We start from the raw sequence: 25248 nt of genomic DNA, 5'->3' as shown, positions 1-25248 counted from the left end.
CAATGGCGCCCTGGTACATCGCCGTCATCCTGGGTCTGCTGGAGGGCCTGACGGAATTCCTGCCCGTGTCCAGCACCGGGCACCTCATCCTGGCCGGGCATCTGCTCGACTTCACCGGCCCCAAGGCCGACACGTTCGACATCGCCATCCAGCTCGGGGCCATCCTGGCCGTGGTCGTGCTCTACCGCGACCGCTTCTGGGGCCTCCTCCGCCCCCATCCCCTGCGCCGCTTTTCCGGTCGGCGCGGCATCCTGCTCCTGTTCCTGACCACCCTGCCCGCCCTGGTCTTCGGCTTCCTGACCCACGGGCTCATCAAGCGCTACCTGTTCGGGCCCATGACAGTGGCCCTGGCCCTGTTCGTCGGGGCCCTGTTCATCCTGGCCGTGGAGATGCGCCGCACTCGGCCCAAAACCTATGCCCTGGACGAAATCGGCCCGGGCCTGGCCCTGGGCATCGGCCTGTTCCAGTGCCTGGCCCTCTGGCCCGGCTTCTCCCGCGCCGGAGCCACGATCATGGGGGCCATGATCCTGGGCGCGGAACGCAAGACGGCCGCCGAGTATTCCTTTTTGGCCGCCGTGCCCGTCATGTGCGCGGCCGTGGGTTACGATCTGCTCAAGAGCTGGCGGCTGCTTGATACCGGAGACCTGCTTTTTCTCGGCATCGGCTTCGCCGTATCCTTCATCTCGGCCTGGGCTGCGGTGAAGACCTTCATCGGCATGCTCTCGCGCTTCACCCTGCGGCCCTTCGCCTGGTATCGGCTGGCCCTGGCCCCGCTGGTCTGGTTGTTCTGGAAGCCCTAAGGCCCGACGCTCGGAAAGTGCCCACAAAGCCCTTGCCAAGCAGGTCAAGAATAGATATACAGCGTTTCCCGCTTCGGCGGACACCGTGGCGAGGTAGCTCAGGTGGTTAGAGCATGCGGCTCATATCCGCAGTGTCGGAGGTTCAAGTCCTCTCCTCGCTACCACGAAGAACAAGGCCCCGGATTCCGGGGCCTTTTCTTTTTCCATCACCCTTGCCGCACGACCGCCGGGCTCCCGGAATCCCTTGCCAAGCGGCCGGTCGGCCTTATATGCAGGGAAGACGTTCTTTGACATGGGGGCGCACTGGTTTCGACGGGGATGGTTGAAGCCGGAATCGCAGGTCGAGGTTGGTCGATGGCCTCGTAAAAATCGACCACGCACATAAGTGCCAACGACTACGACTACGCCATGGCCGCCTAATAAGCAGTCAAGGCAGGTCTCCAATTGAGAGACCCGTTTCCCCGGCCGACGCCTGGTAGGCCGAAGGAAGCGCCGACGCTCCGGGCTGGCGGAATCCGGTTGTTCATCCCGGTGACCGCGAGAACTCTGATGAACTGGCCCGAGGGCCGCCCGGACAGGGGCAATCCCAAGGGCGAGAACTTCAAACCTGTCCTAAACCTGTAGACGTTTCGTGCTGAGCGTTCTCGGACGGGGGTTCGATTCCCCCCGCCTCCACCAAGTCAAATCATTCCATGTTCCTTCACGAACGCCCGACCGCCCTCACGGGCGGCAGACTTGGCAGGGCCGGTATCCGGCCTTGATCGCCGCCTCGCGGCTCGGGAACTCGGCGACGCAATTCTTGCAATCATAGTAGCGGCAGCCCGGCCGGTGGAACACGCCGCTCTTCACGTTCCCATGATAGATGACACCGGCGGCCTTGACGGCCAGCATTCCCGCCGAGGCGTCAGCCTGGGGCGCACTCCTGGAAATCCCGCCCGTCCCCGCCGCTGCCTCCCTCTCAACGAAGGCGGCGGAAATGCCCGTCGAAGCGGCGTTGCCTGCCAGGGATACGGCCTTTCCCGGCCCGCCATACAGAAACGTCGCGACGCAGGACACTAGAAGAACCAGAACACAAACACGCGGCCGCATCTTCCGTCGCGCAGCGATCATGCCCGCCCTCCCCACGTCTCAGTGCGGTTCACCAGAATGAGGGCCGGACGACGCCGGGACTCAGTCACCAATCCCCGCTCCATCCGGCCCATGCCGAAAATTTCCGCTTCACCGCCGCCGCTCAGGCCCGATACTCCGCCGCCAGTTCGTCCAGCAGACGATGAAACGCCTCGTGAACGCCGAAGCCGATGCGTTCGCGCTCCAACTGCTCGAACCGCTCATGCAACGCCTCGATGACCCCGAGGCTGAGCACCTTTTCGGCCAGGGGAAAGAGCACCTCATTCTCCTTGGCGATGTGCCGGGTGAGCAGGCCGCTGTAGTCGAGCATCGCCGCCCGCAAATCCTGGTAGCCTTCGCCGCCTGTGTCGCCCAGGCGAGCGGACGCCTCGACCATTGCGCGAATGTGCTCCCGTCCCAGGATGTGCTCGTAGAGCATGACGCCTATGGGACCGCCCTCGTGGGGAATGCCTGCCCGTTCCAACTCCGGGAAGAAAATGTCCTCTTCCTTGCCGTGGTGGCACTGATCCGCGAAAAGCCGAAGAAAATCGATGACGGATTCCACGTGCCCGGCGGGAATCTTCCGGCCGTGCCCGATCCTTTCGGCCATGACACGCATGATCCCCAACATCCTGAGAATGCCCTCATGCTCCGCCCGCAGATCGTCCACGGCATTCATTGTCCTACCTCCTTTTTAGGATGGTTCTGGTTCTCATTATGCCCGACCGGCCTCGACGTGTACAGAACTGGAATGAAAAAACGGACCCGAACCGTCCAACGCCTCACTGTCGTGGACAGAAGGCGGGAAGCGTGGTGACCCACGCTCCCCTCCTCTCTCTCGCGACTATTCCTTGACCGGCATGACGTGAATGGCCTTGATGACCACCATGACCTCGTCACCCGGCTTGAGGTCCAGATCCTCGGCCGACTCCGTGGTCAACACCGAGGCCATCTCGGCCGGTCCCAGGGTCTGGAACTTGACCAGGGACATGACGTCGCCCTTCTTCACGGACGTGACCTTGACCCTCACCTTGTTGCGCGCACCATACTTCATGACCTTCTCCTCGGGGTTGGGCCGCCCGCGCCCGGCGCGGTCTCCGGCTGGTTGAGATTCTATCGATAAGGATTATGTGTTTTTCACTCCCAGGTCAAAGCCGGACAACACGCGATAAAAAAAGGGGCCGTGGTTTCCCACGACCCCTTCCTGTCATGTCGTCTGCAGGGCGGCTAGCGGTTCAAGTACAGCGGAGCCACGCGCGGAGCGTCTTCATAGCGGTCAAAGCGCCGGTTGTCCTGACGCTGTTCCGCGATGTTTCCGTTGGGCTCCTCGTCGGGACGACGGGACGCCACGTTGCCGGCGCGCTCCTGGTCCACGTTCACCGAATAGGGCCGCTTGCGGTTGGAATAGCCGATGCGCGGAGATTCACCGCGGAATTCCGCGCCCTTGGCGAAACGGGAATCACCCCGGCGACCGCCCTCGCGGCGCTCGGGACGGGAGGCCTCACGGGGCCGCCGTTCCTGCGCCGAGGGACGCGCGCCCTCGCGGCGGCTCTCATCGGAACGCCGGGCGCGGGTGTCATCCCCGCGGCGGGCGTCACGACGCTCGGGACGGGCTGCCGAATCGCGGCGCTCGGGACGGGCTGCGGGATCGCGGCGCTCAGGACGCGCGGCCGAATCACGACGCTCTCCGCGGCCTTCGGGACGGACTTCGGAGGCGATACGGGGCTTGCGCTGTCCGCGCGGCTGCAACGGAGGCCTGGCGAATTCCGTATCCCTGGCCGGAGCCGGGGCGTTGTAGTCGAAATCTTCCAGCGTACGACGGGGCAGCGGCTTGCCCAGGACCCGCTCGATGGTGCGGATCATGGTCGCGTCCTCGCGGGTCACGAAGGTATGCGCCTCACCGGTGCGTTCGGCGCGGCCGGTGCGGCCGATACGGTGGGTATAGGCCTCGGCCGTGTCCGGGATGTCGTAGTTGATGACGTGTTCCACGAGGCTCACGTCGATGCCCCGGGCCGCGATGTCCGTGGCCACGAGGATGCGGTACTTGCCGGAACGAAACCCGTCCAGAGCGGCCTGACGCTTGTTCTGGGACAGATTGCCCTGAATGGAGGCGGCTGCGTGTCCGGCCTTGGCCAACTGCTCACCCACGCGGCGGGCGCGATGCTTGGTACGCGCGAACACGAGCACCGAGCCGGTGTCCAGGCGCTTGAGCATCTCCAGCAAGAGCGGGGTCTTGAGATGCTGAGAGACGGGGTAGACGGCGTGCGACACCGTGGCGGCGGGAGCGCTTCGGCCCACGCGCACGGTCACCGGCTCATGCAGGATTTCCTGGGCCAAGCCCCGGATGTCCTCAGGCATGGTGGCTGAGAAGAGCAGCGTCTGACGCTCCTTGGGCAGATGGGCCACGATCTTGCGGATGGGCGGCAGAAAGCCCATGTCGAACATGTGGTCGGCCTCGTCCAGGACGAGCACTTCCACGGCCGAAAGGTCCACGTTGCGCTGCTCCAGGTGGTCCAGCAGGCGGCCCGGGCAGGCCACCAGGAGATCCACGCCGTTGCGCAACTTCTGGGTCTGGGGGGCGTAGCCCACACCGCCGTAGATGGTGGCGAAACGCAGGCCCGTGTTGCGGCCCAGGTCGCGGGCCGAATCGGCGATCTGCTCGGCCAATTCACGGGTAGGCGCGACGATCAGGGCGCGGGGAGCCCGCCCCTTGCGCTCGCCGTTCATCAGGCGGTTCAGGATGGGCAGCATGAAGGCCGCGGTCTTGCCGGTGCCGGTCTGGGCCAGGCCCATGACGTCGTGGCCTTTCATAACCGGCGGAATGGCCTGTTCCTGGATCGGGGTGGGGGTCACATAGCCCAGGGCGCGAATATTCGCATCAAAACACGAAGACAATTGAAAAGACTGGAAATTCAAAGTGATTCCTTTGGTTGAAATGGGCCCGGCGCACCACGAGGTCACGGGGCGGTGATCGGGTCAATCGGAAGTCGGGGGCTGCCGGCCGCTTCGAGATTGCTCAATCGGGTCAGGGTCGCGTTCGGCAGGGACAGGCTGGAGATGGGGTGCGGGGTTTTGCAGCGCAAACCGCGCCTCGCAGGCAAGCATGCCGCGTTCGGGATCACTCTCGAACCGAATATATATAGACGCCCTTTGGAGAACTGTCAACGGCGAAAATCGTCACGCACACTTTTCCGAGCCGCTGCGGAACCGCCACCAAACCACGCCGGAGACAAACTAGCATAAGGCATGAACACAGAATTCCTCAAAACGTTTCAAGCCGCGCGGGAGAGCAGCCGCCGACTTCGCCGCATGGTCTATCTGATCCGCTGGAACGGCCAGATCGTGCATTCCTTCCGTCGCCCCACCCAGCCCGGCTGCGAAGTCCTGCTGCGCGTCGCGCCCTGGACCCGGTTGGAGGACGTTCCGGACCGAGTGCTGTCCATGAACTCCTGACGGTTGAGGACGACCTCGCGCCTACTTCACCACCAGGTGGTTGACCACGCTCTTCACGCCCTTGCATCCGGCGGCCACTCGACCCGCCGTGGCGACCTGTTCCTTGGTGTCCACGAATCCGCTCAACAAAACGCGTCCTTTGAAGGTCTCCACCTCAATCTGGAAAAACTTCAGGGATGGTTCCTTGAGAATGGCCGCGTTGACGCGGGTGGTGATGGCCGTGTCATCGAAATATTCACCAGTGCTTTCGCGCTGTTTGGTGCCCGCGCAGCCCAACAGGCCGAGCAGCAGGACCGAGCACACGGCCAGGATGAAACGGCGTCTCTCAAACATTGGAGTCTCCTTGACGAGGAATTGAGAGAAAATGGTCGCGGCCCCGGCGGCCCATTGCGACATTTTCCCTACCTATCCGATCCGTGAGGCATGTCAAACGTCCGAGAACCAATCTCCGAACACGATCAAGGACGCGCCTCCATCTCCTCGTTCCGCTGGACTTTTTTCCCAGGCTGGCTATTCTCCTAGTCAAGGTCCGCGACCGTCGCGAAGCGGCCGGACACGAAGAAATGCCGGAGGAATCATGAACGAGGACAAGGAAAAATTCGGCGTGAACCTTGAACAACAACTCAAGGATTGGCAGCGCAAGCTCGACGAGTCGAAAACCCGCGCCGAGCAAAAGGGGGCGGATTTCCTCGCGCGCTACAACGCGGAAACGGAAAAGCTGACATCTCTGTATGAAGACGTGCGTTACCGCCTGAAGCTCCTGCGCATGAGCAGCGGCGAGGCCTGGACCGAAATGCGCGCGGGAATCGAAAAGGCCGCGAACGAACTGAAAAAGGCCGTCAACGGAGCCCTGGACAAATTCTAGCCCATACAAGGAGGACTCATGACCAAGGCGAGCAAGTACGCCTGCCCCTGTGGATACGTCTACGACCCCGAGGTAGGCGACTACGAACATGGCGTCAAGCCCGGCACTCCCTTCGAGGATCTGCCCGAGGATTGGGTCTGCCCCAAGTGCGGCGCGGAAAAGGAATACTTCGAGAAAGAAGACTGAACGGACGGCTCAGCCGGACGTACGCAGCCCCTCCCCTCCGGGAGGGGCCTGTCTTTGGTCTTGCCTTTTTGCCCGCCTGATTCCATATTTCAACAAGAACCCGATCCAAGGAGGACACTGCGGTGAGCAAGCTGCTGTTCATCAACGCCTCGCCCCGAGGGGAGCGTTCGCACTCTCTGTCCGTGGCCCGGGAATTCGTGCGGACTTATGCGGCGTTGCATCCCGGCGACGTCGTGGAGACGCGCGACCTGTTCCAAATGGCGCTGCCCGCCCTGGACGGCGAAGTCCTGCGGGTCAAATACAACATCATGCACGGCCGGGAGAGCACGGCCGAGGAAAAAAGTCGCTGGAAGGCCGTGGAGGATGTCATCGAAGACTTCAAGAGCGCGGACAAGTTGGTCTTCGCCGTGCCCATGTGGAACTTCAACATTCCGTATGTCCTCAAGCACTATCTGGATGTGATCTGCCAGCCGTCCTACACTTTCGCCGCCGGCCCCGAAGGCTACAAGGGCCTCTGCTCGGCCCGGGTCTTCATAGCCTACGCCCGGGGTGGCGAATATCCGGCCATGGGCGCGGCCCAGGACATTTACAATTTCCAGTCCACCTATTTGGAGTTCCAGCTGCGCTTCCTGGGCATCACGGACATCCAAAGCGTCATCGTCCAACCCACCCTGCGCGAACCCGAGGTCCGGGACAAGTCCAAGGCGGCGGCCCTGAAACAGGCCAAAGAAATCGTCACGACCTTCTAAGCCGGACCATCGAAGCCGCCCGGCCGCATAACCACGGAACGCGCGCATGCAGCTGCCCTCTTCTCTCCGCGCCCTGCTCGGCAAGCGTTTGGTTCGGGCCGGGCTCTGGTTCATCGTCGCGATCCTGACCTGGGGCGCACTGGCCGGGTTGATCGCGCCGCCCATCCTGTGCTCGGTGTTGGAAAAGGAACTGAGTTCGGCCCTGGGCAACCGAACAACCCTGGGTCGGCTGGGCTTCAACCCGTACACTCTGCGAATCAGCCTGAAGGAAATCGCCGTCCCCCTGCCGGACGGCTCCCCGTTCGCCAGGGCCGACCTTCTGGAACTGCGCCTGAGCCCCGAAAGCCTCCTCAAGCTGGCCCCGGTCCTGAGCGGCGTCCGCCTGGTCCGCCCTGAGATCTCGCTGATTCTGCGCCCGGACGGGAAGCTGTCCCCGATGGACTTCCTCCCGTCGGCGCCTCCCCCCGCGTCTCCCCCCCCGGCCGGGCCGAAAGACCCTGTTGAGATCAAGCTGACCGAGTTCGAACTCGTGGACGGGCGCATCGTCTTCAACGACCAGCTTTTCAAGGCCGAACATGAAATTTCGGAACTGAACCTCTACATTCCCGTGGCCTCCACCCTGGAACAGGACCGAGAACAGCCCATCGCTCCCCGCCTGACCGCCCTGGCCGACGGCAAACCCCTGCGGGCCGACGCGAACCTCACGCCCTTCGCCGCGCGCGGCCGCAACATCATCAGCGCGAACCTCGCCGAACTTTCGCTGACCCGGCTCACACCCTATCTCCAGCGGGTGGCACCGCTGACCCTGGCCGGCGGCGACCTGTCCCTGGATGTGGGCCTCGGCATCGAAAAGGCGGCCGACGGCGGCACGACCATGCTGCTCAATGCCGGGCTGCGGCTGAAGGACATCGACCTTCGGGCTCCGGCCAAGGGGGAGCTTTTGCGTCTGGCCGGGGCCGACATCGGCCTGAATTGGGACATCTTCGGCGAAACCGGGCTCGTCCTTTCCGAGGCGGTCATCACCAACCCCGCCCTGAGCCTGACGCGCAAGGAGGACGGCGGCCTGGAACTGCTGGACTGGCTCCCGCGCCAGAACGACGCGAAGGACAAGGCCGCCAAACCCATGGCCATGCTGCTGAAGCGCCTGACGCTCACGGGCGGCCGCGTGGCCTGGACCGATCGCTCCCTGCCCGGTCCCTTCACGGCGGAGGCCAAGGACATCGCCGTCTCGCTCACGGACCTGAATCCCGCCTCCTCCAAGCCCGGCGCCCTGGAAATGTCCTGCTCCCTGGCCGGAGGTGGCTATCTGAGTCTCAAGGGAGGCGTCGTCCCAAGCCCCCTGTCCCTGGATATGCATGTCGCGCTGGACGATCTGGCGCTCAAACCCCTGACCCCTCTGCTGCCCCAATTGATACTCCTGGAGGACGGCCGACTGAAGACGGAGGCTCATTTGCGGGTCAATCCGAAGGACTCGGGCTCCGGCTTCAGCCTGGAAAACGGCGGCCTCGAAATCTCCTCCCTGGCTCTGAGCCTGAAAAACGTAAAGGACGTGCTCATCAGTCTGGGCGCGTTGCGGGTCAAAGCCATCAACGCCACGCCTGACAAACAGGACGCCGCCGAAGTCGGCCTGACCGACTTGCTCGTCACGGATCAGGGACGGCCTGCGGCGAAACTGGCCTCCCTGTCCCTGACGGACTGCCGAATCAACCCAGGCGGCGAGGGCTACTCCGCGAAATCCCTGGTCTTGAGCCAGCCCGTGCTGGGCGTCAGACGTGACGCCGAGGGTCGGATCAGCCTGCTCCAGCTGATCGACAAACTCGTCGGCCCCACGGAGAAGAAAGAGGAAGGAAAGAAACCGGAGGCCGCACCCAAGACAACCGCCTCTGAGCAGCCGCGCATCCGGCTGGACCTACTGGAGATCAAACGCGGCCGCGTGTTCCTGAGCGACGCACTGGGGGTGAAAGCCCGCTTGGACAACATCGCCGTGCAGGCCCGGAACCTGGACACCACGAGTACGACCCCGAGCCCGGTGCGCCTGGAGGCCCTGGTCAACGGTTCCCCGCTCACGGGCGAGGGAACGCTCATGCTCACGCCCAAGGGCGCGGACGTGGAGGCCCGGGCCGGATTGAACGCCCTGGATCTCGCGCCCTTCTCCCCCCTGGCCCAGCGGTATCTGGGCTACGCCATCGCCCACGGCCGTCTGAGCCTGGACAGCACACTGAAACTCAAAGACCGGAATATCGACTTGGCCCAACGCATCCGGTTGCTGAACTTCGACCTGGGTGAACAGACGCCCTCGCCGGACGCCATCGACGCTCCGGTGAAGCTGGGCCTGGCGCTGCTCAAGGACAGCAAGAACGACATCGACATCCAACTGCCCATCAGCGGCAACCTGGACAACCCGGAATTCGGCACGGGCAGCATCATCCGCACGGCCTTCGGCAATCTGCTGCTCTCAGTGGTGACCTCGCCCTTCGCCATCATCGGCGGCCTCCTGGGCGGCTCCAGCGGCAGCAACCTGGAATACGTGGCCTTCACTCCCGGCGACGACCGCCTGAGCCAAGCCAATCGGGAAGCCCTCAAGCAGGTGGCGGACCTCATGAAGTCGCGCCGTTCGTTGACCCTGGGCCTCGTGCCCCAGGCAGACGAGAACGACCGGGAAAGCCTGGGCGAGGCTTACGTCCGCCGCCGCATGCGCGAAGAACGCTTCAACGACCTCTCGCGCAAGGAACAGGCCGCCACCAGCGTGGACGAAATGCGCTGGAAACCCGGCAGCGAGGAGGCCACCGACCTGCTCTTCCAGGTCTACAAGGAGGAGCCCATCGACAAGCCGCGCAACCTCATCGGCATGATCAAGGAACTCCCCTATCAGGACATGTTCAAGGCCGTTGCCGACTCCCGGCCCAAGGACGACGCGGCCCTCCGGGCGCTGGGCCGGACGCGGGCCGAGGCGGTCCGCGACGCCCTGGTGGCGATCGACCCGGATCTGACCCCGCGCATCACCATCCGGCCCACGGAAGTCCCCGGCGCGGGACCGCGCGTACTCCTCGGCTCCGGCGACTGAACCCGGACGCGATGAAAAAAAGCCCCGATCCGCGCGCGGACCGGGGCTTTTCATTTCATGTGCCTTCAGACTCAGAAGGTCTTGGCACGCTGGGCCTCCAGGGCCTTTGCCTGCTCCGCGAAGTCGGCGAACCCGGCGTGGTGCAGGGCATTGCGCACGGTCTGGTCCCAATCCCAGCTGGCGTAGATCACGGGCTTGTGGAACGTGGCCCGGTATTGGTCCATCTCCTGGCGATAGAACTGCTCCTTGGCGGTCTCCATGTGGTCGCGGAGCTGTTCGGCGAAGCGGTCCAGCTCACCCTCGTACCATTCCATGAGATCCTCGGGGCTCTTGTACTTCTTGAGGATGTGGCCGTAACCGTTGTCCTCCAAAAGCTTCTTGAGGCGATTGAAGTGCTGGAGCTTGATCCAGGATCCCAGCTCGGAACAGGCGATGTTCTCGGCCTCCACCGCGCCCATGTCCATCTTGGTCTGGTGGTAGGTGTCCGGGACCACCGAGGCCGAGACGATGCCCGCGATGGCCACCAGGCCGCGCAGGATGACGCTGTTGGACACGCCCTGACCACAGAAGCCGACCTTCTTGCCGTACTTCTGGCCGGCGAAGATCGTGACCAGGATGGCCCAGACCACCGCCGGATCCTCCTCGTCATAGATGTGCTGGAGCCGGGCGTTGTCGCGGTCCGTGGCCAGGACCATCTGGGTCATGTCGTTGGACCCCAGGGAGAAGCCGTCCACCTCCTGGAGGAACTCCTTGCAGAGGATGGCGTTGGACGGAATCTCGGACATGAGGATGAGCTTGAGCCCGTCCTTGCCGGACTGAAGATTGTGCACCTGCTTCAGGTAACGCTTCATGCTGCGGGCTTCTTCCAGAGTGCGCACGAAGGGCAGCATGAGGCAGAGGTTCTTGCCGCCGAAGATGCCCCGGGCCAGCTTGAAGGCTTCCAGTTCCCAGTCGTGGATGTTGCGGGACACGCCCCGGTAGCCGAGCATGGGGTTGTCCTCGTGATTCTCGAACAAGGAACCGCCCAGGAGGTTGCGGTACTCGTTGGACTTGAAGTCCGTGGTCCGGTAGACGATGTCCTTGCCGTAGAAGGCCATGGCGAACAGGGCCAAGCCCTGGGACAGGGTCTGGATGTAGTTTTCCTTGCCGGTGCGGAAACCGCGCGAGTCCAGAAGCTTCTTGATCCGGTAGGAGAGCGTGCGGGCCTCGTCCATCTCGGACTCAAGGCCCATCTTCAGGGCCACTTCCTCGCGCAGGGCGCGGATGCGGTCCAGCACTTCGAGAACCTTGGGATCGTCCTTGACCCGGGCCATGTGGGCCTGCACGTCGCGCTCGTGGTCCTGGCGCAGCTTGAGCGCCTCGGGATCATTGAGCGGAGCGGGCTCCAGCAGATCGAAGTGCCCAAGGACCACGGCCAAGTGGGCTCCCAGGTCCACGGAGGTCTTCAGGCTGTCCAGGCGCTCGGTGGCGTGCTCGATGCATTCGTCGAGGCGCTTCTCCAGTTCACGCATGCGGCGATGCTGGGCCAGAACCTCGTCGGTGCCCCTGGCACCGGATCCCTCGGACAGGGCCTCCATCTCGCGGGACAGGCCTGTGAGCCGTCCCACGTAGGACCGCAACGAGAGATGCATGGTGATCAGGCCGGAGGCCAGCTGGTCCTTCATCACCTTGGTCAGGTGAGAATCCAGCTCCTTGAGCTTCTCCTGCACGAGCCGGTCCAGGGTGCCGTTGTCGTAGGCCTCCAAGGCCAACGGATGGACGCTGATGTTGCCGAGCATGAACTCGGCGCGCAGCAGTCCCACCTCGAAGTCCGGCACATTGCGCAGCCGCGAGAGGAACAGGGCCTGGCCCACGTCGGCCAGAATCAGGCCGACCTTGGTCTTGGTGGTCGGCAGTTGGCTCACGTCGATCTCGCCGCCCACCTCGATGAGCGGGAGCAGGCCCCGGTAGACCCGACCCCGCGAGCCGTCCACCGTGACCTCGCAGCCGTCCAGGGAGCGCAGGGCCTCCATCCGCTGGATGCCGATGACCGCCGGGATGCCCAGTTCGCGGGAGGTGATGGCCGCGTGGCTCGTGTCGCCGCCCACGTCGGCCAGAATGGCCGAGGCGATGCGCATGCCCGGAACCATGTCCGGGTCGGTGCGGTCGGCGGCCAGGATGTCGCCCTTGTTGACCTTGTTCAGCTCCAGGGCCGAACGCAGGAAGCGCACCGTGCCCTGCCCCGCGCCGCGGGAGGCGCCGTTGCCCTCGACAATGATCTCGGCGTCCGCCACATGCTTGGGCTCCACCTCGCGGCGGCGCATGAAAATCGTATGGGGGTGGTTCTCCAACTCCTCGTTCCAGCGGGTCTCCGGCCGGGCCTGTACGAACCAGAGACGATCCGAGGAGTCGATGCAGAACTCGGTGTCCATGATGATCCCGCCGTAGGCCTTGGAGATGGCCCGCACGCCGCGCGCCACCTCTTCCGCCTGGGCCAGGGACAGGGACCAGCGGTAGACGAGGTTCTCATCCACCTTGACCAGTTTGGTGCCCGAGCGGTCGTCCTCGTAGACGATCTTGCGCTCCTTGCAGCCCATGAAGCGGATGACCACCTCCGAGCCGTCGTCGCGCTGGAAGACGTAGAATTTGTCCGGGGTGACCATGCCGCCCACCACGGCCTCGCCGAGGCCGTAGCTGGCGTCGATGGAGACCAAATCGTTGCGGTCGGTGCCCCGGCAACCGGTGGCCGTATCGGCGGAGAACGCCGTACCCGAGATCACCGGATTGATCATGCGCATGATGCAGACCGAGAGCGAGGTGCCCTCGATGGCCCATTCCTTCTTGGCCTGCTCCGCCAGTTCGTCGTTGCCGGTGGCCTCGGCCTGGATCACGGCGTCCAGAATGGCCTCGCGGCGGTAGGTCATGCTGCGCAGGTTGTAGGCCGAGGAACAGTCCCAGTGATAGGCTTCGACCACCTGGTCTTCGCCCACGATGTTCAGGTAGGTGTCCTGAAGCCCGGCGAAGGCCTTCTTGCGGCTGTCTTCGCCCGCCGCCGAGGAGCGCACGGCCACGGGCTCGTTCTCCATGGCCGCTTCCTTGCAGATGGCCTGGTAGGCCTGACGCACGGCGTCGGCCACGTCCTTGGGCAGTTCCACGGAAAGAATGGCCGCCTGCACGAGAACGGAGCGCTTCCGCAGTTGGTCGATGCCCTCTGGCGAGGTGGCGAAGCCCTCGACCACGTTGTTGATGAAGGTCCGCAGCTTGATCGGCGTGCCCTTCTGCTTCACGGACTCGGCGCGGATCTTCAGGGCCACGGCGCGCACGAATTTGCGCAGATATTCAGGATCCTTGTTGATCTCGTCGTTGCTCCAGTCGGTGGAGTTGTACTCCTTGTCGACCAGGGAGCGGACCACCGAGGCGTTCACCCGGGTTTCGTCGAGAATCTTATGGAAGGCGATGGAGGAGATGGCGCGGAACTGGGGGGCGCGGATGTACCCCACCTGACTGATGATGGCGGTGTTGTAGTTCTTTCCCCCGACGAGCAGTTCGGCCTCTTCGCCGATGGCCACGATGTCGGGGCCGGTCAGGACCATTCGCTGCAAGAGCTCGTCCTTCTGGGCAACCGGTTTGGCGGGCGCTGCGGCGTCCTTGGGGGCGTCCTTCCTGGCGGCCGCCTTCTTTTGTACCGTGGCCATGCACTCCTCCTTGACGTGGTCGATGTCGGTGCCCGGTCGTGCCGGAGCAAAAACCCCTGGCCGAGGGGTAGTTAATTTATCCCTTCAAACCCGTTTTCGTCAATGATTGGACGCATTCACCCCTTGCGGGCGGCGACCTCCAACTTCTGCCCGCATCTCGGGCAATATTTGCAATCTTCCAGGGGGATGAACCCCTTGCAGGTGGGACAGGTGCGGGGGCTGGGCCCCAGCTCCACGAGAAGTTCCCCTTCCTTCACCGGGACCATCTTGCGGTCCTCCTGGAAGTTGGCGACTTTGAGCACGCGACGCACCACGCCGTCCACGGGCGCGATGATCGCCTTCTCCTGCTTCATGATGGAGATGTTGAAGATCTCTTCGCCCTTTCTGACCACATCGCCGGGGCGCACGTGCATGACCCAGAGGTCGCCGTTGGAGGGCGAACCAACATGATACGGGTTGCCCGGATCAGCCATCTCCTCGGCGTCCTTGTCCACATGCAGGGGCTCACGCACCTTGACCATGTGGCTCATGATCTCGGAGTCCATGACGTAACGCACCGTGCTCATGCCGTGCTCGTCGGGCTCGGAGATGTCCAGGATGCGCATGGTGTGCGGCTTGCCGCAATCGCCCTGGAAGTGCAACGGCCGGTTTTTCTCCAATCCCTCGAACCAGACGTCCAGCGGCAGGTTGTTGGGGTTGCCGTACTTCTCGTAGAAGTCGATGGTCTTGATGGCGTCGGCCGGGTGGTTCAGGTAGAGCACGAACTCCTCGGCCGAGGGCTCACGGCCGATGCGCTGGGAGATGACACGGTGCTCGGCGTCCAGATCCACGTCCGAGAGGCTGGCCAAGGGCGACTCCTCGGTGCGCTCGGCAAGGGCCTTTTCCCAGTCCTTGCCGAAGGCGCTCTGGTAGACCCAGTCTTCCGGGAACCCCAGGGGCAGCTTGCCGAACTTTCCCAGAAGCAGGTTGCGGAAGGCGTCGTTGCTGTCGCGGTAGAGGTCCAGGCGGGCCTCCTTCTCCAGGCTCGTCAGATCCTTCGCCGGGGCCAGGTTGACGATGTCCAGGATGTTCAGCAAACGGCGCACTTCGATGTTGCCGCCGCGTTTGTAGGCCCCGGTCACGGCCAGGAAGGCCGTGTTCCAGGTGATCTGCGAGCCGGGGGTCACGTCATGATAGCGCACGATCTTGCGTGTGCCCGCCAGGAACTTGAGCATGTAGGGCAACAGATGGATGTAGCCCTGCTTGAGCGCGCCCTCCTGCGAGGAGGAGGTGGCGCCGCCGGGCATGCCGTGCTGGACCACGTCGTGATCGATGCCCTGGAAGTACGGCGCGGTATAGCGGTCGTAGTAAGGCATGATCTGCTTCAGGGCGAAGCCCGTGGCCCGGATCATGTCCTTGTCCAGGTGGCTCTTGAGGCCCAGTTCGTCCTCAATGTAGGCCGCCGTGGAGAGCACCTCGCCCTGGCCGTACCAGCGCACGGCCGCGCCGATGGCCACGTCCACCACGTGGGCACCGGCCTCGGCGGCCGCGCCCATGGTCGGCACGAACAGGCCGTCCGTATAGTGCCGGTGGGAATGCAGCACCAGTTCGGGGTACTTCTTGCGGATGGCGGCGATGATCTCGCGCATGAACCGGGGCGGGCAGACGCCGCCCATGTCCTTGAGCCCGAGCATGATCAGGCGCTGGGCCTTCTTCCTGCTCACGCCGGCCACGTCGGCGCACATGGCCAGGATCTCGTCGGTGACTTCCAGGTAGTACTTGGCGTCGAAGCCCTTGGCCCAGGACATGGACAACGCGGGCTCGAAGATGTGCCGCTTGGAGGCCAGGACCACCTCGGCGAAGGGCCGCATGTTCTCCACGTGATTCAGGAAGTCGAAGCAGCGGATGACGTCGTAGTGTTCGCAGACCATCTCGCCGGTGAGGCGCATCAGGTTTCTGGGCTGCGGCTTGTAGCCCAGAACGTTGGTGGAGCGGATGAGGATCTGCTTCAACGTCTTGGGCGCGAATTTGTTCCACTCCGCCGCCTCGGAGAAGGGGTAGGTCATGTTGGCCAGCATGGCCACGTGGAAATGCGCGCCTCCGCCGTTCTCCAGGGAGAAGAAACCGCAGCGGTCCAGATAGGGGCCCACGAGCCGATCCTCGGCCAGACGGAACCGGTTGCCGCTGTTGGACTGGGTGATGTCGCGGGTGGTCGTGTCCGTGAAATGCACGATGCCCTGCTCCCGGTCCTCGCGCAGGGCGTTCAGGATGGCGTCGCGGCTCATGCCCCGGGTGACGCGGGGCTCGAACCAAGAGGAGGTCTCCGGCGGACGCACGAACTTGAAGGTTCCCAGGCGCCGGTCCTCGCGGCCGCGATACTCCCCGAGTTGGACGAAGGGATTGTATCCCCTGGCCGAAATCTCGCAGACCAGACGGGACAGGCGAAGGGAATCCGGCTCCTTGTCCCGGTAAGCCATGAGTTCGTGACGCTTGTCGCGCACGAAATTCGTGTCGTAGTCGCCGCTGATGAAGTCGGGATTCTTGATCACCTGGCGATGGAAGGTGATGGTCGTCTTGAGCCCGCCGATCATGTACTCGCGCAGGGCACGGCGCATGAGCTGGACGACCTTGATCCAGGTGCGGCCATAGGTGATCAGCAGCGAGGCCGCCGAGTCGTACTGGGCCGGGAAGTTGTAGCCCGCGCAGATGCAGGAGTCGATGCGCACGCCCTGGCCGCCCGGAGAGACGTAGCGGGCGATGCGGCCCGCGTTGGGCGAGAAGTCCTTCTGCGGATCCTCGCAGTTCACGCGCACCTGCATGGCCCACTGGAAGGGCTTGGTGTTCTCCTCGGTGAACCGCAGTTTCGCCCCGAAGGCGATGGCGATCTGCTCCTCCACCAGGTCGATGCCGTAGCGACATTCGGTGATGCCGTGCTCCACCTGGAGGCGGGTGTTGACCTCGATGAGATACGGCGTGGCGTCCTTGTCCACCAGGAACTCCACGGTGCACAAAGAATAGTAGCCCACGGCGGAGACCAGGCGGCGGGAGTACTCCTTGAGTCGCTCCCGCAGTTCCGGGGTCATCTTGGACCAGGGCGAGGGCGTGATCTCGATGAGCTTCTGGTGGTTGCGCTGCACCGTGCAGTCGCGTTCGTCGAAGGCGAAGACATTGCCGTGCTTGTCGGCGGCCACCTGAATCTCGATGTGGCGCACCGAGGTGAGCAGCTTTTCCACGTACAGGCGCGGGTTGCCGAAGGACGCCTGGGCCAGCGCCGAAGCCTTGGAGAAGGCCGACTCCAGCTGGTCCTCGGAAAAGACCTCGTAGATGCCGCGTCCGCCGCCGCCGCCCTCGGCCTTGAGCATGATCGGGAAGCCGATCTTCTTGGCTATCTCGCGGGCCTCGGGCACGCTCACCGCTTCGGGCGACCCAGGCACTACCGGGATGCCCAGTTCTTCTGCCAGCTTGCGCACGGCCACCTTGTTGCCCAGGGTGTGCATGGCCTCGCGAGTGGGGCCGATGAAGGCGATGCCCGCCTCGGCGCACTTGGCCGGAAAGGTGTCGTCCTCGGCCGCGAAGCCCCAGCCCGGATGGATGGCGATCGCGCCCCGGTCGCGCGCCAGCTTGATGATCAGGTCGAGATTCAGATAGGAGCGCGGATCTTCCCCTAGAAGGAGGAGTTCATGTGCGCCGGTCGTGGCGGGCGACGTCTTGTCCGTGTCGGTGGCCGTCATCACGGCCACGCCCTCGAACATCTCGGTGATCGACCGGCAGATGCGCCGGGCGGGGATGCCCCGGTTGGCCACAACAATGGGCTTTCCCCGGAGTTCCTTGAGCACCTCTTCGAACGACTTGACTCTCATGGCCCGCATTCCCCCATGCACGGTTGATCCGCGCCGCGACCGCGCCCCCTACAACGGGGCCACACTCCCGGAATACAAGACGTCCAGCCTGCCGTCGTGCTCGACCAGAAGCCCGCCGGAGGATGAAAGTCCAGCTATTCTCGCCTGATAGGCGACCTCTCCCCCCTCAAGGACGAGCACCCGCCGGCCCATCCAGGCGAGACGCTCCGTGACGAGGGGAGGAAAACGAGAGGGGTCAACGACATCGGAAGTGTCCGTATAGACCTTTCTCACGGCGTTTACAAGCGTATTCCAGGCCTCCAGGGGGGTCAGCGAATACCCCTCCCGGAGCAGCGCCGTGGCCGGAATCGCGCGATCCCGGCGCAAGTCTCCCGCAGCCGGAACCTCGGCCAGATTCAGGCCGAATCCCAGCACCAGTCTGCCGCCACGCTCCTCGATGAGCATCCCGGCGACCTTCTGGTCAAGGAGAAGAAAATCGTTGGGCCACTTGAGGCGCGTCGGCACACCCAGTCCCTCCAGGGCCAGACTGAAGCACCATCCCGCCAGGAGCGGCAGCAGCTCACCCCAACCCGCGCGCGGCGGCGGCAGGACAAGGCTGGCGTAGAGATTGCCAGGCGGGGAAACCCAGTGGCGGCGCAACTGTCCTCGGCCACGTTCTTGGCTCACGGCCAGCACGCTCCCCCACTCCGGCAGGACGCCCGCGTCCAACAATTTCCAAGTCAAATCCATGGTCGAGAAACAATGGCCCACGAGAAAAACAGGAGAGATCGCCGCGCGGGCGGAACGCCAGACCGGACGGGAACCGCCTGGCGGCAACACGAAGTCGCCCGGAAGCCAGCGGCCGAAGGAGACCGCATCCCTGGCCCAGAGGGCGTGAGCCGAGGCGAGCGTGTCCGGGGTCAACGGCCCGGTCGCCGCATCACCTCCGGCCCAGAGGAGAATGTCCGCGGTCATTGAAGATTCGGTCCTGGCGTGGAGCGCGGCCCCGTGCTACCTTTGACGCATGCGCATCCTGCTCGTGGGCGGCTCCGTCCGCAATCTCTTACTCGGTGAGCCCCAGACCGACAAGGACTTTCTCGTGACCGAGGCCGACGAGGAGGAATTCCAGCGGCGCTTTCCGAAGGCGTTCAAAGTTGGCAAGGCCTTCCCCGTGTTCTGGCTGGACGGTTCGGAGTACGCCTTCCCCCGTGGCGGTACGCTGAAGTCCGACTTGGAGGCCCGCGACTTCACGGTCAACTCCCTGGCTCTGGACGAAGACGGCGAACTGCATTGCCATCCCCTGGCCCTGGAGGATCTGCGCCACCGCGTTCTGCGGCCCTGCTCCCCGGACGCCCTGGAAGTAGACCCGCTACGGGCCTACCGGGCCGCGCGCTTCTTGGCCGTATTGCCGGGCTTCACGCCCCACGGTGAATTGCTCGCGGCCATGCGCCGCGCCGCCGAGGCCGGTCTTCTCGCCGACTTGGCCGCCGAGCGCGTGGGCCGCGAGGTGCTCAAGGCCCTGGCCGGAGCCCGCCCGGCGCTCTTTTTCCGCAGTCTGGCCGACACCGGCTGTCTCAAGCCCTGGCTCACGGAACTGGAGCGGTGCCGCGATGTGCCGGCCGGGCCGCGGCCATTCCACGATTCCGACGTCTTCGCGCACACCCTGGCCGTGCTCGACCGACTGGCGGGAGCGCCTCTTCCCGGTTGGATGGCGATCTGTCATGACCTGGGGAAGGCTTTGACCCCGCCGGAAAAATGGCCCCGACACATCGGCCATGAGGCTCTCGGAGCGCCTCCCGCCCGGGCCCTGGGATCACGCCTGCGTCTGCCCGAGGCGTTCATCCGCGCCGGGGAGATCGCGGCCCTGCTGCACATGAAGGCGGCCCGCTACGACGAACTGCGCCCGGGCTCCCGGGTGGACCTCCTGGAGGCCGCCCGTGATCTGCTGGAGCCGCTTCTGGAACTGGCCAAGGCCGATCAGGGGCTGGACTTCCGAGCCGACGCCCTGGCCGACCGTCATGTCATCCGCGCAGTGCGCCTGCCCGAGGCGCTCCGCGATCTCGGTCCGGAATCGGGCCGACGGTTGCGCGAACTGCGTGCGCAGGCCCTGTCCCGACGGAATCATTGACAGCTTTTTCTCCCCCGGGCATACCATTGAGTATCGAGCTTCGCACAACAGGAGAGGAGAATATGAACTTTCTCGTGGTGGACGACGACGAGCGCGTGGCGCACCTCTTGAGCAAGAAGCTCGCGCCCTACGGCGCATGCCGGATCGCCACGGACGGAGAGCGCGCTCTGTCCTTGTTCGCCGAACAGTATGACAACGGCGAGCCGTTCCAGGCCGTGTTCATGGACATCAAAATGCCCGGCATGGACGGCCACGAGGTGGTCCGCCGCATGCGCGAAATCGAAGCCGAACGGCGGAACGACGTGCTGGAGAGCTTCAAGCTCGTGATGATTTCGGCCTTCTCGGACACCAAAAACGTCTGCAAATCCTTCTTCGGCGGTCAGGCGGACGCCTTCGTGGCCAAAGCCGAAATCAAGAATCGTCTCGTTCCCGAATTGAAGGCCATCAAACTCATCTGACGCCTCACTCCGAGAGGAGATAGGCGAAACGGCCGGAAAGCTCGTCGGTGCGGGCGGTGAGGGACTGGGCCTCCCGCTTGAGTGAGCCTTCGTCGATCATGCCAAGCCCGGAATCCAGAAAATAGGAGAGTACGTTGCCGCCCTCGGAGAAGAGCCAGGACACGGCGTAGATCGAACCCAGCCCGGGCCGGTCCTTGAACTCGGGGACAGCCCGCAACCGCAGCCGCAACCCCTTGTCCCCGGCACCGGCCAACCGGAACCCGGCCGAGGCGCGGAAGGCCTCGCGCAGTTCGAAAGCCAACCTCTGGCCCAGGGCGTCCTCGCCCTCATAATCCACCACCACCGGCACACGCCCCTTGTTCGCGGGATCCTGCTTCTTTTCGGCCTTGTGCTCGGCCTTGCCCGCCTTGTGTTCGGGCTTGGCTTCCGCCTTCTGCTCCGTCTTGGCTTCCGCCTTCTGTTCCGCCTTGGGTTCGGCCTTCTTCTCCACCTGGGCTTCAGGGGCCTTCTGTTCCGCCTTGGGCGCGGTCTGCTGAGCCAAAGCCAAAGCCGGAGCAAGCAGCGTCATCACGACCACCACGACGACGAATCGACGCAACGGATTCATTTTCTCTCCTTTTTTCCAGACTGGCGAGCCAAGGCCGCGGCGGCCTCCAACTCGGCGAGCACCGCCCGCACCTCGGCCTCGTTTTCCCTGCATACGCGGGCGCAGAACGCGCGCACGGCCGGGGCGGCTTCCCCGGCTTCGGGCAGTTCCGGCATGGCGCGCAGGCCGAGGGAGTCGAAATCCACAGGCTGATAGCGCAATTCCGAGTCCATGCTCTCGGAGTAGCCGTTGCTCGGCACGCCCGCCACCCGTTCCCGGGATTCCTTCTCCGGATTGAACGTCTTCACATACTGCATCACGCTGGACGGCTTCAGATTCTCGTTGACCTTGCGGATCGTCTCATTGACCTGGGCGTGCAGGGCCACGACCTGGGAATAATGCACCGTGAGCCTGCGGCGGCCACGATCATGAGCATCCACGTAAATACGGCCCTGCATGAAGTCGTGGGCTTCGGAGCGGACCTCGGCGTAAGCCGCGAGCACTGTCTTGGCATAGCGGCCGGAAAGGGTCAGGGCGAAGGCCGGTCCCTCCACGGACAAGGCCGGAGACGGCTCGGCGAACCCGGCCAGTTCGGGGTCCGCGCCGATGGCCAGATAAAAAGCCCGCGCCTCCCGTCCCCGGAGCAGCAGGTGGTGGAGCACGGAAAACCGCGTCCGCACCTGGGTCTGGATGGCGCGCAACTGTGCAGCCAAGGCCTGGAACCCTTCCAGCAGGGCATCCAGACGGCTGCGCGCCCCGAAAAAGTTCTCGGCCATTTCGGCGAGCACTTCCTGAGACAATGTATTGGCCAATTCGTCAAATCCGTTCATCGCGCCTATGCTTCCCGTTTTCGTGACCCTTCTTGCGCTTGTATGAAATTCTCCCTATGAGAGCAATGCCGTACAGACCGTCGCGGGACAGCCGCCGCCCGCGCCGGATGCGACCCGGCGGACCACCGGAAGATCATGCTCCTCGACGAACATCACAGCAAGCTTCTCTTCGCCCGGCACGGTCTGCCCGTGCCACCGGGCCTGGCCCTGGAACCAGGCCAAGCGGAATCCGTGAATCCCCCCTTCCCCGCGCCCTGGTGTCTCAAGACCCAGGTTCTCGCCGGCGGACGAGGCAAGGCCAGCGGCATCCGCCGGGTGGAACGGCTCGAAGACCTGGCGGAAACCGCCCGCGCGCTTTTCGATCTGCCCATCAAGGGCCGCCGCCCACCCTTTCTGCGGCTGGAGCCCGCCGTCGCCGTAACGCGGGAGTTCTATCTCTCCTTGTCCGTCTCCCGAGCGGCCCGGGGGCTGGTGCTCAGTGCGGGCCGACAGGGCGGGGTTGAAATCGAGTCCCAGGCCGGCGACAACCTCCTGCACCAGATTGTAGACGCAACCGAGGGCCCGACCCCCCATCAAGTACGTGCGGCCTTCTTCCACCTGGGGCTTTCCCGTGACCATTGGCCCGCGTTCGAGTCCCTCCTGGCCTCGCTTTCCAAGGCCACGCGCGAGGACGGCCTGCTCCTGGCCGAGATCAACCCCCTGGCCTTGACGGCCGACGGTCGCCTGCTAGCCCTGGACGGCAAGGTCGAGATCGACGACAACGTGGTCGATCTGCGGCCGGACCTGGCGGCCTACCGCCGCGCCGACCACCACGAGCCCGAGGAGAACGCGGCCCGCGAGGCGGGCCTGGCCTTCGTCAAGCTCGGCGGCTGGGTCGGCCTCATGGGCAACGGCGCGGGCCTGGCCATGGCCAGCATGGACCTGCTCAACCTGGCGGGCCTGCCCGCGGCCAACTTCCTGGACCTGGGCGGCGGCGCGGACCAGGAGCGCATGGAAACCGCCCTGGCCCTGCTCTTCGGCGACTCCCGCGTGGAGGCCGTGTTCATCAACCTATTCGGCGGCATCCTCTCCTGCGAGAAGGTGGCCTTGGCCCTGCGCCAGGCCCTGCACGGGCGGAAGCCCACCAAGCCGGTGGTGGTGCGCATGTCCGGCAACGGCGCGACCGCCGGGCTGGCCATCCTGGAGGCCCTGAAGCTGCCGGGCATCATCCTGGTCCGGGACATGGCCGGAGCGATCCGGGCCCTGGCCGAGCTCAAGCCGGGCACGCCCCCCAATGCGCCCCAGGAGTATTCCCCGGCCCAGCGCCGCGCCGGCCGGGCGGTTCCGCTCTCCGACGGGCTGGGGCTGAACGCCGAAAGCCGGGTGCTCGTCCAGGGCATCACCGGCCGCGAAGGCCAGCTGCACACCAAGCTCATGCTCGACTATGGCACGCGCGTCGTGGCCGGGGTCACGCCCTTCAAGGGCGGTCAGGAGGTCCACAGCTTGCCGGTCTACGACTCCGTGGCCCAGGCCGCGCGGGACCAGCGCATCGACGCCTCGGTGATCTTCGTGCCCGCGTGCGGCGCGGCGGACGCCGTCCTGGAGGCGGCCCAGGCCGGAATCCCGTGGGTGGTCTGCATCACCGAGGGCGTCCCCCAGCGGGACATGCTCCGGGTCCTGGACCGCCTGCGCGGCGGCGGCACCCGCCTGGTGGGCCCGAACACCCCAGGCCTGCTCGTGCCGAACCAGATCAAGCTCGGCATCCTCCCGGCCGACCCCTTCACCCCCGGTCCGGTGGCCCTGCTCTCGCGCAGCGGCACCCTGACCTACGAGGCCGCCGCCCGGCTCAGCGCGGCGGGCATCGGCCAGTCGGCCTGCCTGGGCATCGGCGGCGACCCCTTCGTGGGCACGTCCTTTGTCCAGGCCCTGGACCTGCTGGCCGGACACGAGCCCACCCGGGCCGTGCTCGTGCTCGGGGAGATCGGCGGCAGCGCCGAGGAGGAACTGGCCGCATACGTCACGGCCACGGCCTATCCCAAGCCCGTGCTCTGCTTCATCGCCGGGCGCACCGCCCCTCCGGGCCGCCGCCTGGGCCACGCGGGCGCAATCCTGGAACGGGAGGGCGGCGTGGCCGACAAGCTGGCGGCCCTGGAATCGGCCGGAATCACCATCTGCCCGAGCCTGCGGGCCATCGCGCCGCTAACAGCCGCGGTCCTGGCCCAGGAAGCGGACGCATGACGCGATCCCTCTGCCTGTTCGACTCCAATCGGGCCTGGGGCGGAGGGGAGCAGTGGTTCCATACCCACGCCCTGCTCCTGGCCCGGCGCGGCTGGCGCGTCTGCGCCGTGACCAACGCCCCCTCCGAATTGGGCGAGCGCCTGTCCAGTGAACCGAGCATCCCGCTCCTGCGCCTGCCCCTGGGCAATCTGAGCTTTCTCAACCCGGCGGTCCTACGCCGATTGGGCGGTTTCTTCCGCCACAACGCGGTGGACACGGTGATCCTGGCTCTTCCCTCGGACGTCAAGGCTGGGGGACTGGCCGCCAAGCTTGCAGGCGTACGCCGGATCGTCTTCCGCCGGGGCATCGCCCTACCCACCAGGAATACGTTTCTCAACCGATTGTATTTCCAACATGTGCTGACCAATCTGCTCTGCAATTCCGAACACACCCGGCGCATGGTCCTGGCCGAGAACCCGGACCTCATCCCCCTGGAACGGACCGCAGTGGTCCACAACGGCCTGGACCTGCCCGCCTTCGACGCCCTGTCCACCGAGCCCCTGGTTCCCAGGACTCCCGGCCGAGTGGTCATCGGCTGCGCCGGGCGACTCACGGAGCAGAAGGGGCACGTCTACCTCCTCAAGGCCTCGGCCTTGCTTCGTCAGCGTGGGCTGGACGTGACCGTGCTCCTGGCCGGTGCCGGCGAACTGGAGCGCGACCTGCGCGCCCGGACCACGGCCCTGGGCCTGGATCAGAACGTGCGCTTTCTTGGTTTCGTCAAGGAAATGAAGCGGTTCTACGCATCCATCGATATTTTGGCCCTGCCCTCGCTCTGGGAGGGCTTCGGCTACGTGCTCACGGAGGCCATGAGCATGGGGCTCCCCGTGGCCGCCTTCGACACGAGCAACATCCCGGAGGTGGTCGTCCACGGTGAAACCGGTCTGCTGAGCCCGGTCCGCGACGCGGAAGCCCTGACCGCCGATCTGGAACTCCTGGTACGGGATCCGGATCTGCGCCACCGCATGGGCGCCGCCGGCCGGCGACGCGTGGAGGAACGCTTCACCTTGGAGCGCACGATCCTCGATCTCGAACGGCTGCTGCTTTCCTGATCCGTGCCTGGGCCGCAACGAACAGGCTACCCTGTCCCTCGCCCGCTTTTTTCCTTCACAAGGGCCGAATACTGTTCCTCATAAAATCAGCTTGTTACGATTATTTCATTTCTTCTAGAATTACTTTAGATTTTATCTAGAATTACAATTAATCCATTTATTTTATTGATATATTCTTTTACAGTCCGGATTATGGGGTTTTTCACGGTCCCAAGACTGCGACTG

At 64.8% G+C, this 25248-nt stretch carries 20 protein-coding genes, 1 tRNA gene and 1 other RNA gene; 12 read left to right on the top strand and 10 right to left on the bottom strand.

Features of this window, described 5'->3' with window-relative positions; all coding sequences use genetic code 11:
• Window positions 1–2 precede the first annotated feature (2 nt).
• The 3 genes from H587_RS0102920 to ssrA all read left to right on the top strand — a co-directional run bounded on the left by H587_RS0102920 (window position 3) and on the right by ssrA (window position 1478).
• Window positions 3–800, top strand: coding sequence for an undecaprenyl-diphosphate phosphatase (locus H587_RS0102920; protein ID WP_027174987.1), 798 nt, complete (start codon window positions 3–5; stop codon window positions 798–800).
• 87 nt (window positions 801–887) lie between these two features.
• Window positions 888–964, top strand: a tRNA-Met gene (locus H587_RS0102915).
• A 130-nt stretch (window positions 965–1094) separates the two neighbouring features.
• Window positions 1095–1478: a transfer-messenger RNA gene (ssrA, locus tag H587_RS20145) on the top strand.
• A 42-nt stretch (window positions 1479–1520) separates the two neighbouring features.
• On the opposite strand, the gene H587_RS21030 is transcribed toward ssrA, so the two are convergent.
• From H587_RS21030 to H587_RS17020, 4 genes are all read right to left on the bottom strand, one after another.
• Window positions 1521–1691, bottom strand: coding sequence for an Ada metal-binding domain-containing protein (locus tag H587_RS21030; RefSeq protein ID WP_051202395.1), 171 nt, complete (start codon window positions 1689–1691; stop codon window positions 1521–1523).
• Window positions 1692–2031: 340 nt separating this feature from the next.
• The gene (locus tag H587_RS0102905) at window positions 2032–2586 is read right to left on the bottom strand and encodes a hemerythrin domain-containing protein (RefSeq protein WP_027174986.1); all 555 of its coding nucleotides are present in this window, start codon (window positions 2584–2586) and stop codon (window positions 2032–2034) included.
• A 165-nt stretch (window positions 2587–2751) separates the two neighbouring features.
• Window positions 2752–2961 carry a TOBE domain-containing protein gene (locus H587_RS0102900; protein ID WP_027174985.1) on the bottom strand — a complete coding sequence of 70 codons (210 nt, stop codon included), beginning with the start codon at window positions 2959–2961 and terminating at the stop codon, window positions 2752–2754.
• A gap of 173 nt (window positions 2962–3134) precedes the next feature.
• On the bottom strand, window positions 3135–4868 hold the full coding sequence (locus H587_RS17020; protein WP_281167611.1) for a DEAD/DEAH box helicase: 1734 nt from the start codon (window positions 4866–4868) through the stop codon (window positions 3135–3137).
• Between the two features lie 285 nt (window positions 4869–5153).
• Here H587_RS17020 and H587_RS20485 point away from each other — a divergent pair, with 285 nt between their 5' ends.
• On the top strand, window positions 5154–5360 hold the full coding sequence (locus H587_RS20485; RefSeq protein WP_156904431.1) for a hypothetical protein: 207 nt from the start codon (window positions 5154–5156) through the stop codon (window positions 5358–5360).
• Window positions 5361–5381: 21 nt separating this feature from the next.
• Here H587_RS20485 and H587_RS0102885 read toward each other — a convergent pair whose 3' ends face one another.
• Window positions 5382–5693 (bottom strand): BON domain-containing protein, encoded by a 312-nt coding sequence (locus H587_RS0102885; protein WP_027174984.1) that lies wholly within the window; start codon window positions 5691–5693, stop codon window positions 5382–5384.
• 244 nt (window positions 5694–5937) lie between these two features.
• On the opposite strand from H587_RS0102885, the gene H587_RS0102880 reads away from it, so the two are divergent.
• The 4 genes from H587_RS0102880 (at window position 5938) to H587_RS0102865 (ending at window position 10224) form a co-directional block, all read left to right on the top strand.
• Window positions 5938–6225: a sll1863 family stress response protein gene (locus tag H587_RS0102880; RefSeq protein WP_034608474.1), complete on the top strand. Its 288-nt coding sequence runs from the start codon at window positions 5938–5940 to the stop codon at window positions 6223–6225.
• A gap of 18 nt (window positions 6226–6243) precedes the next feature.
• Window positions 6244–6411, top strand: a complete 168-nt coding sequence (locus tag H587_RS0102875; protein WP_027174982.1) for a rubredoxin — start codon at window positions 6244–6246, stop codon at window positions 6409–6411.
• A 122-nt stretch (window positions 6412–6533) separates the two neighbouring features.
• A complete protein-coding gene (locus tag H587_RS0102870; protein ID WP_027174981.1) occupies window positions 6534–7160 on the top strand; it encodes an FMN-dependent NADH-azoreductase in 627 nt (208 codons plus the stop codon).
• A gap of 46 nt (window positions 7161–7206) precedes the next feature.
• Complete coding sequence (locus H587_RS0102865) at window positions 7207–10224, top strand: DUF748 domain-containing protein (protein WP_027174980.1); 3018 nt, start codon at window positions 7207–7209, stop codon at window positions 10222–10224.
• Window positions 10225–10295: 71 nt separating this feature from the next.
• On the opposite strand, the gene H587_RS0102860 is transcribed toward H587_RS0102865, so the two are convergent.
• From H587_RS0102860 to H587_RS0102850, 3 genes are all read right to left on the bottom strand, one after another.
• Window positions 10296–13898, bottom strand: coding sequence for a PEP/pyruvate-binding domain-containing protein (locus tag H587_RS0102860; protein WP_027174979.1), 3603 nt, complete (start codon window positions 13896–13898; stop codon window positions 10296–10298).
• Window positions 13899–14014: 116 nt separating this feature from the next.
• Entirely contained in the window at window positions 14015–17737 is a 3723-nt protein-coding gene (locus H587_RS0102855) for a pyruvate carboxylase (protein WP_027174978.1), read from the bottom strand.
• Window positions 17738–17785: 48 nt separating this feature from the next.
• A complete protein-coding gene (locus H587_RS0102850; RefSeq protein ID WP_027174977.1) occupies window positions 17786–18691 on the bottom strand; it encodes a biotin--[acetyl-CoA-carboxylase] ligase in 906 nt (301 codons plus the stop codon).
• Window positions 18692–18740: 49 nt separating this feature from the next.
• Between H587_RS0102850 and H587_RS0102845 the strand changes: the two genes are divergently transcribed.
• Together H587_RS0102845 and H587_RS0102840 are read left to right on the top strand one after the other, a co-directional pair.
• Window positions 18741–19844: a tRNA nucleotidyltransferase/poly(A) polymerase-related protein gene (locus tag H587_RS0102845; protein ID WP_027174976.1), complete on the top strand. Its 1104-nt coding sequence runs from the start codon at window positions 18741–18743 to the stop codon at window positions 19842–19844.
• Window positions 19845–19906: 62 nt separating this feature from the next.
• Entirely contained in the window at window positions 19907–20302 is a 396-nt protein-coding gene (locus tag H587_RS0102840) for a response regulator (protein ID WP_027174975.1), read from the top strand.
• 4 nt (window positions 20303–20306) lie between these two features.
• Here the strand turns inward: H587_RS0102840 and H587_RS21220 are convergent, their stop codons facing one another.
• Window positions 20307–20909 (bottom strand): hypothetical protein, encoded by a 603-nt coding sequence (locus tag H587_RS21220; RefSeq protein WP_051202394.1) that lies wholly within the window; start codon window positions 20907–20909, stop codon window positions 20307–20309.
• Window positions 20906–21718 (bottom strand): hypothetical protein, encoded by an 813-nt coding sequence (locus H587_RS0102825; protein WP_156904430.1) that lies wholly within the window; start codon window positions 21716–21718, stop codon window positions 20906–20908. The genes H587_RS21220 and H587_RS0102825 overlap by 4 nt, the downstream gene beginning before the upstream one ends.
• 135 nt (window positions 21719–21853) lie before the next feature.
• Between H587_RS0102825 and sucD the strand changes: the two genes are divergently transcribed.
• Both sucD and H587_RS0102815 read left to right on the top strand, forming a co-directional pair.
• Window positions 21854–23935 carry a succinate--CoA ligase subunit alpha gene (gene sucD, locus H587_RS17010; protein ID WP_034608472.1) on the top strand — a complete coding sequence of 694 codons (2082 nt, stop codon included), beginning with the start codon at window positions 21854–21856 and terminating at the stop codon, window positions 23933–23935.
• Window positions 23932–25023, top strand: coding sequence for a glycosyltransferase family 4 protein (locus H587_RS0102815; protein WP_027174973.1), 1092 nt, complete (start codon window positions 23932–23934; stop codon window positions 25021–25023). The genes sucD and H587_RS0102815 overlap by 4 nt, the downstream gene beginning before the upstream one ends.
• Window positions 25024–25248: the final 225 nt, after the last annotated feature.

The organism is Desulfovibrio aminophilus DSM 12254 (assembly GCF_000422565.1).
GTDB classification, from domain to species: domain Bacteria; phylum Desulfobacterota; class Desulfovibrionia; order Desulfovibrionales; family Desulfovibrionaceae; genus Aminidesulfovibrio; species Aminidesulfovibrio aminophilus.
The sequence above is the reverse complement of the archived record's forward strand: the minus strand, read 5'-3'. Positions and strand labels throughout refer to the sequence as shown.